We start from the raw sequence: 15,831 nt of genomic DNA on the forward strand, positions 1-15,831 counted from the left end.
CATCATCTATGAGGAATACCCTATGGACAGCACCCCCCGCACGCTCGAACCCCATGACATGCCAGTGATCGTGCGTTGGCTCAACCCGATTGGTTACCCAACGTTCGACGCCCCGATCGCCGACCTGCTGCACAGCATCAAACAGCCTTGCACCGAGGTTGAAGTGGTGTCGTTCGATTTGACGCCAAGCCCCACCCATCTGGAATACCGTGCCTACGAGGCGCTCACCTATGAGCGCACCGTGCACATCGCTCGTGATTGCGCGCGCTCGGGCGTGGATGCGTTAGTGCTCGGCTGCTTTTACGACCCGGCATTGGCGGATGCCCGCGAGATCTCCGGTAAAACCCTGGTCGTCGGGCCCTGCCAGGCAAGCCTGCAGGTGGCCGCGCACCTGGCCAATCGTTTCTCGATCATTGTCGGCCGCACCAAATGGATCGAGCAGATGCGCGGCCTGGTGCACAGCTATGGTGCCGGCGACCGGTTGGCTTCCATGCGCGCGCTCGGTATGGGCGTGGATGAGTTCCAGCAAGACCACGCGCTGACCCGTGGCAAGATCATCGAGCAAGCCCGGCGCGCGGTCGAAGAGGACGGCGCCGAGGCCATCATTCTGGGCTGCACCCTCGAATTCGGCTTTTTTGAGGAAGTGCAAAGGGAGATCGGCGTACCGGTCATCGACCCGGTGGTGGCGGCCTTTAAAGTCGCCGAAGCCATGGCTGGCATGAAGCGCAGGTTTGGCTGGCGGCCGAGTCGGGTGGGCAGTTGTGAACCGCCGCCGGAAGCCGAAATAGAACGCTTCGGCTTGTTCCAGGGCCCCGCCCCCATCGGCAATCGCGTCAAAGCCTGATCCCACAAGAGGATAGCCACCATGTCTGATACTCCCCCGACGCTACAAAACCCTGCGGCGCTCAATCGCAATGTGGGTGATGTGTTCAGAGACGTTCCGCTGACGCGCAACCATCTGCGCTGCTGCCTGGTGTTGTTCTGTGTGTTTGCGATCGAAGCCTGGGAGATGATGATCATCGTCTACACCGCGCCGTTGATTGCTGCCGATTTTTCCCTCGATGCTCTCGCCATCGGCCACCTGATCGGCGCGATGTTCATCGGCATGCTGTTGGGGGCGATGGCCTGGGGCAAAGTGGCCGATCGCATCGGCCGCAAACGCGCAATTATCTGGAGCCTTGGCAGTTATGGCCTGATATCCCTTGGCAGCGCGTTTGCACCGGATTACTCAAGCCTGTACGCCTTGCGCCTGCTCTCCGGGGTCGCAGCGGTGGGCATGATCGTGGTGACCTTTGCGCATTTCCAGGAGCTGCTGCCGGTTCGCCACCGCGGTGCGTTGACGGTGTATCTCGCGTCAGGCTGGCCGATCGGCATGTTGCTGGCGTTGGGCGCCACGGTGTGGCTGCTGCCGTACGGTTGGCGCGCCATTATTGTATTGAGTTCGCTCGGCGGGTTATGGGCGATTGCCGTGGCGCGCTGGGTGCCCGAGTCACCTTACTGGCTGGCGTCGGTGGGGCGTCAGGAAGATGCCAAAGCGACAATTTATACATTGAGCCGTGGCACGTTACTGATTCCCCAGACGTGTGAACTGCAGGTTGATCGGACGACAGCAGGTCGCCAGCGCGATCTCTTCAGCGGCGCCCTGCTCAAGGTCAGCCTGCTGCAAATCGCCGTTAACTTCACCTTTTCGTGGGGGTATTGGGGCTTGCAAACCTGGCTGCCGACCTTGCTGCAGCAACGCGGCCTGAGCCTGCCGCAGAGCTACGGCTTTATTGCGCTATCGGCGTTGTGCATGATTCCGGGGTACATGGCGGCGGCATATTTGACCGGCCGCCTGGGGCGTAAAAAAGTCATCGTGAGTTTCATCGGTGCCTCGGCGCTCGCCGGTTACAGCTTTGCCAATGCCCAGAGCCTGGAGATGCTCTACCTGAGCAACTTTGCCCTGGCTTTTTTCAGCCTTGGCGCTTGGGGCGTATGGGGCACCTGGATCGGCGAACTGTACCCTACCGCCCTGCGCACCGTGGGCTACGGGTGGGCCATCTTTGCCCAGCGCGTCGCGAACGTGTTGGCGCCTTCGCTGATCGGCGCGCTGATCGCCTATGGTTCCTCGTTCAACCTGACCGCCAGCCTGATCAACGCCTTTCTGCTGGTCACGGTGGTCCTCGCCGCCTTCATCCCCGAAACGGAAGGCGAGGCATTGCGTTGAAACCCGCTTGTTTCACCGTCGAATCCGACTGGCGCAGACGCACGCTACCGGCAGCCGCCAACCGCGAACCCGGATTGAATACGTGCACCGCTCCCGGCATTAGCCGGGGGCCCACTTTCATTTGGAAACGGAGTTCCCATGGCACACCCACCCTCGCCAAGCAATCTGGTTTTCCCCATGCAACGCGGGCCTTTTCAGAACAACGGCGCATCACCGTGGTACTCCACGATCAACCTTGGCACGCCGCCACAACCGTTGAAGTTGTGCCTCGATTCAGGCACCAATATCAACTGGATCACATCGACGCTCTGCCCGGCCGACCAGTGCGTGCATTTCGCCGATGGCCGTTTTGACGTTAAAGCGTCCAGCACCTTCAGCTATACCGATTGCCTGCGCAGGCCTTACAGCTTCGGGCCATGGGGCACGATGCAAGTCGAGTCGGCCAGCGACGTATTGACCACGCCGACAGGCACTGACTTGCGCACGCAGTTGTTGGTGGCCACCGCCTATCAAGGTGAGCAATTCAAGCAGCTCGACTGGGACGGCGCGCTCGGCCTGCCTTGCAGCAGCGCGTATGTGGAAGGTCGCAGTTCGTTTGTGCTGCAAACGTTGATGCGTGAGGGGCAACTGGACCCCGCTTACCCCTTTGTCGCCTTCGACTGGAATCGCCAAGAGCGCACTGGCAGTTGCCAAATGGGCGCCGTCGATCCGTTGAAAACCCAAGGCCCACGCGTGTTCTTGCCCTGGTCGGTTTACACCGCCCTGCCCGGGGTGGAATACCTGTGGTCAACCGACTTGAAAACGTATGCCGTAGGCACGGAGCAACTGGCGTGCGATATCAAGTTCGCTATCGACTCCGGCTCTTCGCGGTTCAAGGGCGACGACACGCTGATGCGCCAGACCCTGGCGCGCATTGCCTTGGGCGATCAACCCGAGATTGTACTGGGATTCGCTGACGGCGAAATTACGCTGGGCGCCGACCTCTACAACTGCTTCATCGAGGAAGGTCCGCAAAAAGGCCAGACACTGCCTCAGTTCAATCCACTGGGGATTCGCGATCTGGTGCTGGTGGGGTCGGTCGTGATGGAGCACTGCTATACGGTGTATGAATACCGCGTGGTGAAATGCTCCAACACGCTGTATTCCCTGGCCCCGGTCGGCGTCTGGCTGTTCAATCGCGCCGATGGTCCGCCGATTATCACGCGGTCTTCAACGAGGCGCTTCGTACCCGGCACACGAGCCGTACTCAATGAAACGCTCACGCCCACACACAGCGCCTCGGTCGCTGGCACGTGGCAGAACGACTATGGCTCCGTTATGACCCTGGAGCTGTCGGGACAACACGTGCGCGGCACTTACCAATCGTCAACCGGCTCAAGCGGCCGATACGACGTGATCGGGTTCTGTTTAGGGCCAGGCGCCACTCATGCGCTGAACCCACCGATAGCGTTGGCCATTGAGTGGCACGACGTTGACGAACAAACGCGTGATCCAAGTTGGCACTGGGTCTCTGGATTGAGCGGGCAGCTGAGTACCGCCGACCAAGGCGATGTGCTGACACTCTCACATCTATTGATCGCATCCACTGACTTCCCAGACCTGGCGCGACGAGGAAACTACATCGACAAGCTGGTCTATCGTCGCGTGGCACCGTCAACACTCGCCCAGCCCTGCGCCTCTTTCGCGTCGATACCAGTCGAAAACCAGTTGAGCGGTCGTTGGTTCGCCAGCGATGAAACATGCCTGACTTTGCGTGTCGAGGCTGACAGCCAGCATCGATTTGGAATGGTTAAGGGGCACTTGACGTTGGGTGGCGCCGTCAGCGACGTCTGCGGCTTTACCGATATCACTGCGACAGCGAGCCAGCTCGCATTTCAATCCGTAAGCTTGACCGTCATCAATCCCCACGAAGGCGCAGTTTCGACGCTGTGTGGCAGCTTGGATCTGGTCGGGCAGACGTTGAACCTGCTGGTATTGGCAAGTTCACCTTCGGCCCCCGCACAGGCGTACCTGGCAACCCGGCTTTGCTCGTTAAACTGCACCCGCGCTACTTGACTAGCCTTTTTTCCTTCGACGGCCTGTAGCCAAAATACGCGCTATAGCACTTACTGAAATGGCTCGGCGAAACAAACCCGCAGGCCACCAGCACGTCCACTTGCGACAACTCGGTATGTTGCAACAAACGCCGCGCCTCGGTGACGCGCAACTCCATGTAATAGCGTTGCGGCGTAGTGCCCAACTGCTCCTTGAACAGCCGCTCCAATTGGCGCCGGGAGCGGCCGGCGTAGACAGCCAGCTGGTCCAGTTCCAGCGGTTCTTCGAGGTTGGCGTCCATCAGCTTGACCACTTCGCGCAGCGGCGCGCTGACGCAGACGTTCTCTGTGGGTTTGATACGCCGGTAGCGGGACTCTTCGAAAGACAGGATGTCCTCAATACCCTCAACCAACGCTTTGCCATGCAGGCCCTTGATCCAATCGAGCGCCATGTGGAAGGCCCCCGATGGGCTCGACGCCGTGAGCCGGTCACGGTCAATCACATAGGGTTCGCTGGTGACCTGGGCGGCCTTGGCAACTTCCGCCAGCGCCGGACGATGTTCGGGGTGGATGGCGCAGCGGTAGTCCTGCAATACACCGGCGCGGCCAAGAAACCATGCACCATTCCACAGACCGGCGAGGCTGACACCCAGTTCGGCGGCGGTGCGCAACAGTTGGATCAGCTCATCACCGGCTTTGAGTTCGGTGCGAAACCCTCCGCAAACAACCAACAATTCCAGACCTGACAGCGCCGACAGTTCCAAGCGCGCATCGGGGCGAATCACCAGGCCCAGATCACTGATGACCTCGCCATCGCCGCTGCCGAAGGTTCGCGTGGCAAACAGGTCGGGGCGCAGCAGGTTGGCGGTGATCAGGGTGTCGAGGGCCTGGGTGAATGCGGGCAGGGAGAAATGTTCGAGCAGCAAAAAGCCGACACGAGTGGCCACGGCCGGTTGCTGGGGTATTTCGTTGAGGTAGCGCAGGTTCTTGCCTTTCATGCCACCGCTGAACTCGCGTCTTTCCATTGAGGCTTAGCTCACTCTTATTATTGATGCAGTAGGCGTCATCTTAGAGGATTGCGGAACCGAATCGGCGAAATCGTGGCGTCCAGTTCTCCACGATCTGCGCCGACGCCAGCACAGGGTGCGCACGGCCGCGCGCTACGAAGCCGAGGTAGTGTGAGTCTGCACTGTTATCGCGGTTGTCACCCAGCATGAAATAACTGTCACATCGCCTTCCACCAGCGTTGGACTCGTGAGTTTACGTCTGATCTTCACAAATCCCACCGCCTCCCAAGCCCGTTGCCAAGCAGCTACGCCTCCATCTGATACGGTTTTTTCTGCGCCATCTGCGCCTGTATCGAAAACTGCCTGGGGCGGATAATAGGGCCATTCCCGACACCCTTGTCGAGCGCGACAGGAATGTTCCTGACGCCCCCTTCCCTTCGGAGGCCTTATGACCAAGATGGCACTTTTTCTGTTCGGTTTTTTGGTGTTGACCATCGGTATCGGCTTGCTGGCGACCATCTCACCAGTCTAAAACAGGTCAGCAACTGGTCACCCTTTCGACATGCGCCGAGTTGCGCGCAGCCTGGTGGGTTCAATGGGTAAAAAGCATCGGGTACAGCGACAGCACCAACAATCCGGCCATCAACCCGTTGAACACTCTAACCCAGCGTGGCTCGCGCAACACAGTGCGCAGGCCGGTGCCACAGACCACCCAGACACACACGCTGGGCAAATTCACCACCGCGAACACCAAGGCAATCACCAACACATTGGTCACATAACCCTCGGCTGGCGTATAGGTGGTGATCGCGCCCAATGCCATGATCCACGCCTTGGGGTTGACCCACTGGAACGCCGCCGCGCCGAGGAAGGTCATGGGCGTGCTGTGCTCGTCACTGCTAGTGGACATGCCGCCTGCGGTCGCGATTTTCCACGCCAGGTACAACAAGTAAGTCGCGCCCACATAACGCAACACTGTGTAGGCCCACGGCAACACTTTAAACACTTCGCCCAGGCCCAGACCTACCGAAATCACCAGCAGCATGAAGCCAATGCTGATCCCCAACGCGTGGGGCATCGAGCGGCGAAACCCGAAGTTCACCCCCGACGCCAGCAACATGGTGTTGTTGGGCCCTGGGGTGATCGAGGATACGAAGGCAAACAGTACAAAGGCTGACAGCAGGCTGGTAGACATGAACATCGCGAGGCATCCGAACGGCGGCGGTATACCTGCGACAGTAGTGGGTTCTGGAACCCTGCGCCCCGTACAGCTAAGGGCGGATCAAGGCGTACACTTTGGCTTTGTCGAGCCGTTCGCGACAATGGGCGGCCGGTTCAAGCATTTGCAAATGGGCATGGGCCGCGATGCCGTAGTCGCGGCCTGGCACAAAGGCACTTTTACCGTGGCCGGCGAGCTCTGGAATGATCACGCGGTAGTCATCCCAAAGGTGGCGGGTACACCCCAGCTAAACGCCTTTGTCGCGACTTAAAACCGTGCAACAGCAGCACGGCTGGTGCGTGGGATTGCTCTGACCGACAGGTAGACTTGCTCACTTCGTTTGCATCCACGCTGAACACATCACAAAAGGATGAGGGATGAGGGTCATCAAGTTATTACTGCTTTCGCTGCTGTTGCCTTTTGGTTGCGACTTGGACTTGACCTATCAAAAGCCGCGCCGGGTATTCACGCGCAGGTTTGTAGCCCTCTGCGTGATGGTCGCGGTGTTTGAGTTGCTGATACTGAATGACATCTATAACAAATAACCACCTGTCGCCTGTTTAAAACAGTTCCCGATGACTCGCCGGGAACCGTTCATCTTGGCTGACAACGCACGGAACTCAGTTTTGAGGCCGTTGCTTGGTCGAGTCCAGCTCAGCTTTTTTGGCGGTGGAAATTTCAGTGATTTGCGCTGACTTGGCGATGGCCAGGTCGAACGTGTCCTGCATTTTAGCGATGGCGTCGGTTGCCGTACCCTTGAGCCCACCGTTGGCGGCCCAATCGAAGTTCCACACCCCCGACAGGTTGTCGGCGCCCGCTACGTCGTGCGTTTCGATGGCGGTGAAAACATCAGGGTGTTTTTCCATATACTTGGCAGCGTCGCAAACATCGGCTGGCACCTTACCTGAGGCGTTATTCGCCAGTTGCGTCAGCTCCTGCCTGGTAATCGCCGACTTGCCCGTCTGGCGCATGTAGTCGGCGATAACCTTGCTGGATTTGGCAATGTTCAACTTGTCGTCGAACGTAGAAGGCGAGGACTTTGGCGTGTTTGACCCGCCAGACGCGGGCGTTACGGTAGTAGACATCGGCGCTGCTCCCTCAATGGAACGAATAAAATCGTCGTGCTGACGATACCCTGATGCGGACGTTAACATGGGCAAAGGGCCATTCCTCACGCTTCACAACATTTCACAACGACAGGGCGATTTTCGCAGCGTTTCAGACCGTTTAAATAGGCGGATATGGGCGCGTAAACGCCCGCTACTGGCGATACTTTGGCAGTGGTGGTGCCGGAAATGGCTCAATGACTTTGCCTCGTTGCATAAGGCGCTGGGGCTTAGCTGGATTATGCCCTTGAAGATGCGACCGGGTTGAGCACGCTTTCATGGGTTAAAAAAGGAACGTACGGATGCCGTTTTCATTTGAAGAAAGAACCGCTTTGCTTGCTCTCAAGGGCGTAGGCCCCACCGTGATTACGCGGTTGGAACAGATGGGTATTGCGTCGATGGACGAACTTGCAAAGGCGCACGTGAGTGACATCCTCGCGCAAGCATCGGCGGCCCTGGGTTCAACGTGCTGGAAGAACAGCCCTCAGGCCCGTGCGGCCATTACGGCGGCTGTGGAACTGGCAAGGGGTCCGGGGAGGACGTCTGAGCCTGACTATTTTTCTACCCCGTGAAAGCCGGTACTTGCACGACATCCCTGCTTACACCACGACCTGTTTAACGAGCTGCATGACAATCACAAAACTCCAGCACTGAGGCCCCGATGCAAAAAGCTGAGTGCTCGGCTGGGCTAAGTCTTTTTCGTGAGCGCTACGAACCTACAGGCTTCGCTGCGATGCACCCATTCACCTGCTCACACAATGACGTTATGAAGAGGTGCATCCACTTTGAGGGTTGGCTCGTAGATTCAATACCCTCACCGGAGGGCATAAGAGCCAAGGAGATACATCATGTACGCCTTTTACAAAAAAATTGCTGCAGCAGCCTGCTTTACTATTCTCTGTGCCACCGCAACGCTGAGCTTCGCCGCCGACACCGTGATGGTCGGAGGCGCAGCGATGTACCCAAGCAAAACCATCGTCGAGAACGCGGTCAATTCAAAGGACCACACAACGCTCGTAGCAGCGGTCAAGGCTGCCGGGCTGGTTGATACGCTTAATAGCAAAGGCCCTTTCACCGTGTTTGCACCCACCAACGAAGCCTTTGCCAAGCTGCCGGCAGGTACCGTGGATACGCTGGTCAAGCCGGAACACAAAGCCGACCTGACCAAGATCCTGACCTACCACGTCGTTCCAGGCACTCACACATCGGCACAACTGATGGCAGACGCGAAGAAGAACGGCGGCACTGTTGTGCTGAAAACCGTGCAAGGTGAGTCGCTCAGTATCAAGCTGCATGATGGCAAGCTTTGGGTGGTCGATGCCAAGGGCGGCAAGGCCAGTATCAGCATCGCCGACGTGATGCAGTCCAACGGCGTGATCCACGTTGTCGACTCGGTCTTGATGCCTTAAACGCCGTGCCATCCCGGCAAAACCAGCGTTTGCCGGGTATCAAACGCAAGGATGCCTGGCAGCGAAATCCTGCGAAAAAATCTTGGAAACATCGAATCACGCGTTTGAAAAAGGCGTGATTGCAGTTTCCACTGACATCACTGCGCAGGTGATCCAAGAGCCTGCTGGCGCCCTGAGGGAGCTCAGGCATACACACCCCCCGGCGCGTCGACTAACGGTCGTAGAAATACCACCTCACCGACATCACGGTGGCGCCCCAACCAAGGGTGAGCAGCAACAAGAGACCTGCAAGGTGCCGATCCATGGTGACCGTTCCAAACGCTATGATCGCACTACGCACGTGGTTCATAAATTCTGCAACAAAACCGGCCTGGCGCGGATAGTGATTGGCCGTACGGGCATAGCGCGGCGCAATAAGTTTCAACACGTGCAAGCGCGGGCCGGTACCCTGTAAATAAGCCCCCCCCGAGCAGGGGAAATTGAGAAATGTGGCAGTGGATTTAGCGTATGAACGATATTTACTTACTGATAGAGCATGGAAGAGATCAAGGTGAGGTCTACATTTTAGGTTGGTTTGAGGACAAAAAATGCGCTATGGATGTTGCTGAAGCGAAGGAGTGGCAGGCCTATCGAGACGCGTTGAATGCCGAGCACGCTTGGTCGCTTCATAAGCCCGTTCCACCTGACCAGACCCAGTATCGGCGCTTCTGGGTTCAGGCCGTGTCCAAGTTTGATTCAACGCCCACTCAAACCAGCTCGGCCACTCACTAAGGCGTCGCAGTACGCAAGCGACAGGCAACATGCACTTGAAGGGGAGCGCACTGCCATTCTGTGCGCGCTGCCCAGTGATGACAAAGAGCACGTCAACGCCGGCTCTGGGAACAGCAGCCAGCACGATCCACGCGCGTGCGCACAGAAAACGCGGCACAGCGCAAGATTCGACAAAATCCAGACAGGATCACAAACACCAACACTCAGGCCCAGCCAAGCCGCGTCGTAGGTAACTCATCAGTTCACCCTTCGCGCTATTTTTCACCTGCGTCATAGCTACGTCGGCAGGCTTGAATTGCCTCCATATTCTCGACGGTCCAGTCGAACAGAACCGAGAAAGGCCCCTGCAACGATCGACCAAGGGGTGTCAGGGCATACTCAACACCAAGCACCCGCCCCTCCAGAACTCTACGCGTCAACATTCCGTTGCGCTCCAGTTTACGTAGCGTCTGGGTCAGCACGCGCTGGGTGATGCCATCGAGGCGACGCTTGATGCCATTGAAGCGACAGGGCTCGCACAAGACAGCCAGAACCATCATCGACCACTTATCTGCTATCTGATCGAGTATTACGCGGCTCGGACAATCGGCGCGGTAGATCGGGTCAGTGTCTTCCATTGGTATCCTCCAGCACCCCTGGGATGCTTCAGGTGCGTAATTGACTCTAGGTATCCGAAGAATACTATCAGGTCATTAACGTACCTAACCCAGGAAAAACAGAGATGACAGACACAGGCTTTGGCAGGCTTCACATTTCGAGCTCGAATGGCGTCGCAACGATCACGATTAATAATCCGCCGGTGAACGTCCTCGACGTATCGTTGATGAGCGAGATACGCCGCTTTCTCCTTTGCGCTCGTGATGACACAAACACCCGCGTGCTGGTTTTCCAGAGTGCTGATCCCGAGTTTTTCATTGCGCACGTCGATATGACATTGATCGACGAACCGCACGCGTTTGACGATTTTGTTCATGAGCCTCCAGGGGGGCTCAACCCGTTCCAGGCATTCGGCGAACTGCTGCGAGATCAGCCACAGGTCACCATTATCAAGCTCGCCGGATTGGCGCGCGGGGGAGGTGCAGAATTCATCTCAGCGGCCGACATGGTATTTGCCGCGCAAGGCCGAGCAGGACTGGCCCAATGCGAAGCGCTGATGGGCATCACACCGGGAGGCGGAGCCACTCAATACCTTTCTAGTCGAATGACGCGTGGCCGAGCGCTTGAAGTAATACTTGGTGCCGATCTGATCGACGCCAATACGGCAGAGCGTTACGGATGGATCAACAGGGCAATACCTGCGGACCAACTTGACGGTTTTGTTGATCGGCTGGCGCGCAACATCGCTGCACTGCCCGAAGGGGTCATCGCCGCCGCCAAAAAAGCAATGCCCAGAACAGACCTGCAGGAAGGCTTTCGCCGCGAGCACGATGCCTGGGCGGGACTCTTCGAACGTCCGGCGGCTGAAAAGCTCATCCGGGGAGGGCTCAAGGCTGGCGCGCAGACGAAAGAAGGAGAGCGAAATCTGGAGAGCCTTCTGCGAGGGCTGAAACGATGACCCATCCCTTCGTTCGACCTGGCTTTAAAAAACACTATTACAGACACTTCATCGAGGCTGTTACGTAACCGCGCCACTACCAGGCGATCGGGATACGAAATTCGGCGGCAAGGTCAGAACACCCAATAGGGTAGATAAATCTCACTCAGGACAAGGCAGTCTTGGTTGAGACAGACAGAAATATCAGTTCAAAACTTTTCACGCGCGCACAAGACGTCAACTACAATAAAAAATAGGCAAATCTAGCGAGTCATCCAAGCACCGATCATCTTAGCTGCCATTGCTTCGCCTTAGGGCACACACACACTTATCTCGGGTATCTGTATGTTCAACAAAACCTTAAATAAAGAGCTCGTGGAGTTAAAGGCTGAGTTCAAAAAGCTGCAGGAACTACAAGACGGTGTAAACACCGAAATGGTCACCATGACTGTCGACAGCAACATGATAATTACCTGCATCAATAAAAATTTCGCCAACCTCGTAGGGTATGACCAAGCTGAATTGATTGGGGCCTCACTAGGCACCCTATCGCCCTCGTATGTCACAGAGCTTCCTTGCTATAAAAACTTCATGCGCGCGATGTCTGAAGGACGCTCAGTCAGCGATGACTACAGGTACATCACAGCCGACAAACGAATGGTTTGGATACACGCAGCTTGGTGCCCAGTCAAAGATGAAAATGATCGTGTAACCCATATGGTCTGTTATGGACTGGACGCCACAGATTCTATAGACAAGTCCCGTGAGAATAGCGAATTTATCCAAGCACTGCTGAGATCTACCGCAGTGATAGAGTTCGACACCTCGGGAAAAATAATCACCGCGAACGCTAACTTCTTAAATGCGGTGGGTTATACACTTGCACAACTGTCAGGGAAACATCACAGCTTATTTTGTGAGCCCGCCTACACGTCCTCCTCAGAATACCAGCAGTTTTGGAAAACGCTGAATGACGGACATTTCGTCGCTAATCGATTTAAAAGAATAGATAGCTCTGGCCGGGAAATTTGGCTTGAAGCCACCTACAACCCTGTTTATGACACCCGAGGAAAGCTTTACAAGATTGTAAAGTTCGCCACCTTGGTCACCGATCAAGTTCAGCGCGAACAAGAGATTAGCTCTGCGGCTAGCACGGCCTATGACATCTCACAGCAAACTGACATTTCTGCCAATCGGGGAGCCGATGTCGTTCAGAAAACGGTCGGCACGATGAACAAAATTGTCGACCAAATATCGTCTGCCTCGGAAGGCATTGAAGCCTTGGGTAAGCAGTCTTACCTGATCAGCTCAATGGTACAAACTATTGGTGGAATCGCTGCTCAAACTAATCTATTAGCATTGAACGCGGCAATCGAGGCTGCACGCGCAGGTGAACAAGGTAGAGGGTTTGCGGTGGTCGCAGACGAAGTACGGCAACTCGCAGGGAGAACGAGTAACGCGACGGAGGAAATCGTCGCGGTGGTGCAAAAAAATCAGCTTCTCGTCGATGAAGCCGTAGCAAACATGGGCAGCAGTCGCTCCCAGGCGGAGCAAGGGCTGATGCTGGCTCAACAAGCGGGAAGCGTAATACTGGAAATTCAATCTGGCGCCCGAGAAGTTTTAGGGGCAGTTGAAAGGTTTGCCAAGCAACTGTGATCCCAATGGTGCATCGACGTTGCGGCGTTACCCGATCAGGGGACGCGTTGTCCCTGTAAAATAGGGCGGTTTCTTATGCTTGATATTGTTGTTTCGCGCCCAATAAAAAACCCCGTAGACGTTAATCTACGGGGTTTCTAAGAGTGGAGGCCGAGGTCGGAATCGAACCGGCGTAGGCGGATTTGCAATCCGCTGCATAACCATTTTGCTACTCGGCCTCAAACGATCAACGCCCTTATCACTGACGTTCAACGCATAAAAACTTGAGTGGGCTATAGAACCCTGCCTCTACTCTAACTCATTGAATACATTGAAGTTTTTAATACTTCGTTGCGTTCGATGGGCGCCATTATGTACTCATTTGCTTTTGCCTGCAACCCCTTGATTTCAAAAATATTTCGTATTGGCATCAAGGGGTTGCGCCCCTGCCCTACTCCTTGATGAGCTGTTGCTGGTACTGCGGGTCAGCCTTTATCTGGGCTTCGGTAAAGGGCAGCGCGCGCAGTTTTTTCTCAGAGAAGGCTTGGGTTTGGTCCTTCGCGTATTTCGACTGGGGGTTACTGGATTCGGAGAACGCCAATACCCCCAGGGCTTGGGGGCCTTTGTCGCCGAAGGTGACGATTTGCAGGTAGCTGCTGCCGCTGACCACTTCGCGTTTGCCGTCGGCACGGGGCACGGTTTGCATGGCGTTGTAGATGCCCAACGCTTGGGGGCCGCCATGGATAGGTATTTGGCCGCAGACTTGGATATCACCCCAGCGGGTCAGGCCGAGTTTGGCGACGTCGGCGCTGGAAGCCAGCATGGCTTCGCGCAAGGCTTTGGCGACGGGTTCGCGATCGATGGCCAGGCCGCGTGGCGTGGTCAGCGGGTGCGTCGGGTCGAAGGCGACGCGCCAAACGTCGGGGAGTTGCTGCAGGTGTTCAAACAGGTTGATGAAGTGCACCAGCCCTACGCCGCTGTCGAGATTGGCGCGCTGGTCCCAGGCGTTCAGGCTGGCACACAGTGGCTGCAATGCCGCCGCGTCATTGCCGAGGTGTTTTGCGCAGAATTCAAGCAGGTCAGGCATGACTTGGCTGGCGAGGTAGACCTCGTTGTCCATCACCATGTTTTGCAGGTCGACCACGCTGATCGGTTGTTTCTCCAGAGACTGCAGGCGTTGCACGGCGAAGCGTGCGCGAGGGCCTAGGCCAATAGAGTCTTGGCTGATGACCGGGGAAAACCCAGTCAACGGCGCCTTGGGGTTGGCCATCCATGCCGAGTCGTTGGAGTGCTGCACATAGTCGGTGCGTTGCAGTTGCGGCAGTTGATCGGCGGCGAAGATGCCGGCCTGCGCCGCACGCGGGTCGATGTCCCAGGCGCAGGCGCTACGGGCGCCGTCGAGCATGATCATTTGCAGGCCCGCCCGCGGGTCGCTGCATTGTGCGAGTTTGGTGGCGCTGACGTTGGGCACCACCGACAGGTTCATGTACAAGCTCTGGCCTTGGTCATCGGCCACCACGGTGTTGACCCACGGAATACCTTGCAGGGTGTGCACTGAGGTTTGCAGTTCTTTGAGGCTGGTGGCGCGGTTCATGGCGTACCACTGCTGCAGCACGCGGTCGTTGCCCAGGTTGGCGTCGCGCAGGCTGAAGGCGTAGTGGTTATCCCAATCGAGTTTGCCAGGCCATTGCACCACCGGGCCAAATTGCGAGCTGTAGAGCGTGTGCGCCTGCGGCTTGAGGCTGCCGTCGGCTTGCTTGACCTGCACGGTTACAGAAGTTTTCTCCAAGGGCATGGATTTACCGTCAAGCAGGTAGCGCGTGGCGTCCTTGGGGTCGAGGGTCAGGCGATACAGGGTGAAATGCTTGGAGGTGTCGACCGTGTGGGTCCAAGCCACGTGCTGGTTGAAACCGATGTTGATCACCGGCAGGCCCGGCAGCGCGGCGCCCATCACGTCCAGCTGGCCGGGGATGGTCAGGTGCATCTCATAAAAGCGCATGCCGCCAACCCACGGAAAATGCGGGTTGGCCAACAACATGCCACGGCCATTAAACGAACGATCACGCCCCACGGCGACGGCGTTGCTGCCACGTTCCAGGCTGAAGCGTTGCTGATTGGCAGCGGCCAGTTCAAAGGCTTTCAAGCTGGGTTGCACGCTGGCGGTGGCCCGAGGCGGTGCGGCGCCGACCAAGGCTTCGGCGAATTGGCCGACACCGCCTTCCACCAACAGCCGGCGGGTGAGTTTGACCAGATCCCCTGTCACCAGCGGCCTGACCCACGCCGCGCGGCACTGTGCAGGCGCGCCCTGCTCCCTCAGATAACGGTTGTAGCCTGCCACATAGCCTTCAATCCGCTGTTGGATCTCTGGCGTCTGCGCCTTCCAGAACGCGGCAACCGCTTTGGGCGTGTTCAGCCAGGTAAAAAACACATCGCTGGCGAGGTTGTTGCGTTCTTCCAGGGTCGCCTGCTCGGGGCCGAAGAACTTGGCACGCTCACCGTTCACCGTGACCACTTCGTTGGCGAGCAGGCACAGGTTGTCCTGGGCATACGCGTAGCCGATGCCGTAGCCCAGGCCGCGTTCGTCGTTGGCGCGAATGTGCGGCACGCCGAAGGTGGTGCGGCGAATATCCGCCGATGCCTGTGTGACGTGCTCGCGCGCCAATGCGGCCAGGCTCAACCCCAGCAACACCCCGGCCACGCTCGCTCTGGACAACCTATTGGAAATAATCACGCCCGCTCCACCGTCAAATTAAACACCCTCACATGGGGCAGTAACCCCACCGTAAGGACGCAATCGACCGGGAATAATTTAGCCGCCGGGCACGTTTATTCAAGCCGTGCGCGCTGTGACACATTCGATACCGACAAATTTTCTACATCCGACACTTCATGATTTTGCTCGCTCGTTCGT

The 15,831-nt window shown here is 57.3% G+C and carries 15 protein-coding genes, 1 tRNA gene and 3 pseudogenes; 11 read left to right on the top strand and 8 right to left on the bottom strand.

Going from position 1 to position 15,831, the window contains the following annotated elements; translation table 11 throughout:
* Positions 1-22: 22 nt before the first annotated feature.
* The 3 genes from FW764_RS01410 to FW764_RS01420 all read left to right on the top strand — a co-directional run bounded on the left by FW764_RS01410 (position 23) and on the right by FW764_RS01420 (position 4,261).
* Positions 23-844 (top strand): aspartate/glutamate racemase family protein, encoded by an 822-nt coding sequence (locus FW764_RS01410; protein ID WP_446432405.1) that lies wholly within the window; start codon positions 23-25, stop codon positions 842-844.
* A 21-nt stretch (positions 845-865) separates the two neighbouring features.
* Positions 866-2,206, top strand: coding sequence for an MFS transporter (locus tag FW764_RS01415; protein WP_446432406.1), 1,341 nt, complete (start codon positions 866-868; stop codon positions 2,204-2,206).
* Between the two features lie 138 nt (positions 2,207-2,344).
* Positions 2,345-4,261: an avidin/streptavidin family protein gene (locus FW764_RS01420; protein ID WP_446432407.1), complete on the top strand. Its 1,917-nt coding sequence runs from the start codon at positions 2,345-2,347 to the stop codon at positions 4,259-4,261.
* On the opposite strand, the gene FW764_RS01425 is transcribed toward FW764_RS01420, so the two are convergent.
* The 3 genes and pseudogenes from FW764_RS01425 to FW764_RS01435 all read right to left on the bottom strand — a co-directional run bounded on the left by FW764_RS01425 (position 4,254) and on the right by FW764_RS01435 (position 6,447).
* On the bottom strand, positions 4,254-5,264 hold the full coding sequence (locus FW764_RS01425; protein WP_446432408.1) for a GlxA family transcriptional regulator: 1,011 nt from the start codon (positions 5,262-5,264) through the stop codon (positions 4,254-4,256). The two genes, FW764_RS01420 and FW764_RS01425, sit on opposite strands and share 8 nt — an antisense overlap.
* A 43-nt stretch (positions 5,265-5,307) precedes the next feature.
* Positions 5,308-5,466 (bottom strand): annotated as a pseudogene (locus tag FW764_RS01430) (S26 family signal peptidase); the annotation flags it as partial.
* A gap of 372 nt (positions 5,467-5,838) precedes the next feature.
* Complete coding sequence (locus FW764_RS01435; protein WP_446432409.1) at positions 5,839-6,447, bottom strand: LysE family translocator; 609 nt, start codon at positions 6,445-6,447, stop codon at positions 5,839-5,841.
* Between FW764_RS01435 and FW764_RS01440 the strand changes: the two genes are divergently transcribed.
* Positions 6,440-6,736 carry a hypothetical protein gene (locus tag FW764_RS01440; RefSeq protein ID WP_446432410.1) on the top strand — a complete coding sequence of 99 codons (297 nt, stop codon included), beginning with the start codon at positions 6,440-6,442 and terminating at the stop codon, positions 6,734-6,736. The genes FW764_RS01435 and FW764_RS01440 overlap by 8 nt on opposite strands.
* Before the next feature lie 106 nt (positions 6,737-6,842).
* On the top strand, positions 6,843-7,010 hold the full coding sequence (locus FW764_RS01445; protein ID WP_446432411.1) for a hypothetical protein: 168 nt from the start codon (positions 6,843-6,845) through the stop codon (positions 7,008-7,010).
* A 75-nt stretch (positions 7,011-7,085) separates the two neighbouring features.
* Here FW764_RS01445 and FW764_RS01450 read toward each other — a convergent pair whose 3' ends face one another.
* On the bottom strand, positions 7,086-7,550 hold the full coding sequence (locus FW764_RS01450) for a hypothetical protein (RefSeq protein WP_446432631.1): 465 nt from the start codon (positions 7,548-7,550) through the stop codon (positions 7,086-7,088).
* A gap of 323 nt (positions 7,551-7,873) precedes the next feature.
* On the opposite strand from FW764_RS01450, the gene FW764_RS01455 reads away from it, so the two are divergent.
* Both FW764_RS01455 and FW764_RS01460 read left to right on the top strand, forming a co-directional pair.
* Complete coding sequence (locus FW764_RS01455) at positions 7,874-8,143, top strand: helix-hairpin-helix domain-containing protein (RefSeq protein WP_446432412.1); 270 nt, start codon at positions 7,874-7,876, stop codon at positions 8,141-8,143.
* Between the two features lie 276 nt (positions 8,144-8,419).
* Positions 8,420-8,980, top strand: coding sequence for a fasciclin domain-containing protein (locus FW764_RS01460; RefSeq protein ID WP_446432413.1), 561 nt, complete (start codon positions 8,420-8,422; stop codon positions 8,978-8,980).
* 211 nt (positions 8,981-9,191) lie between these two features.
* Here the strand turns inward: FW764_RS01460 and FW764_RS01465 are convergent, their stop codons facing one another.
* Positions 9,192-9,407: a hypothetical protein gene (locus tag FW764_RS01465; RefSeq protein ID WP_446432414.1), complete on the bottom strand. Its 216-nt coding sequence runs from the start codon at positions 9,405-9,407 to the stop codon at positions 9,192-9,194.
* An 80-nt stretch (positions 9,408-9,487) separates the two neighbouring features.
* On the opposite strand from FW764_RS01465, the gene FW764_RS01470 reads away from it, so the two are divergent.
* Entirely contained in the window at positions 9,488-9,751 is a 264-nt protein-coding gene (locus FW764_RS01470; RefSeq protein WP_446432415.1) for a hypothetical protein, read from the top strand.
* Positions 9,752-10,005: 254 nt separating this feature from the next.
* Here FW764_RS01470 and FW764_RS01475 read toward each other — a convergent pair whose 3' ends face one another.
* A complete protein-coding gene (locus FW764_RS01475) occupies positions 10,006-10,368 on the bottom strand; it encodes a winged helix-turn-helix transcriptional regulator (protein WP_446432416.1) in 363 nt (120 codons plus the stop codon).
* 104 nt (positions 10,369-10,472) lie between these two features.
* Here FW764_RS01475 and FW764_RS01480 point away from each other — a divergent pair, with 104 nt between their 5' ends.
* The 3 genes and pseudogenes from FW764_RS01480 to FW764_RS01490 form a co-directional block, all read left to right on the top strand.
* Positions 10,473-11,306, top strand: coding sequence for an enoyl-CoA hydratase/isomerase family protein (locus tag FW764_RS01480; protein ID WP_446432417.1), 834 nt, complete (start codon positions 10,473-10,475; stop codon positions 11,304-11,306).
* Positions 11,307-11,729: 423 nt separating this feature from the next.
* Positions 11,730-12,407 (top strand): annotated as a pseudogene (locus FW764_RS01485) (PAS domain-containing protein); the annotation flags it as partial.
* Between the two features lie 99 nt (positions 12,408-12,506).
* Positions 12,507-12,941, top strand: a pseudogene (locus FW764_RS01490) (methyl-accepting chemotaxis protein); the annotation flags it as partial.
* Between the two features lie 144 nt (positions 12,942-13,085).
* Here the strand turns inward: FW764_RS01490 and FW764_RS01495 are convergent.
* Positions 13,086-13,159 (bottom strand) — tRNA-Cys (locus FW764_RS01495).
* A gap of 212 nt (positions 13,160-13,371) precedes the next feature.
* Positions 13,372-15,651, bottom strand: coding sequence for a bifunctional acylase PvdQ (pvdQ, locus tag FW764_RS01500; protein WP_446432418.1), 2,280 nt, complete (start codon positions 15,649-15,651; stop codon positions 13,372-13,374).
* Positions 15,652-15,831 lie beyond the last annotated feature (180 nt).

Source organism: Pseudomonas sp. 1152_12, assembly GCF_052850675.1.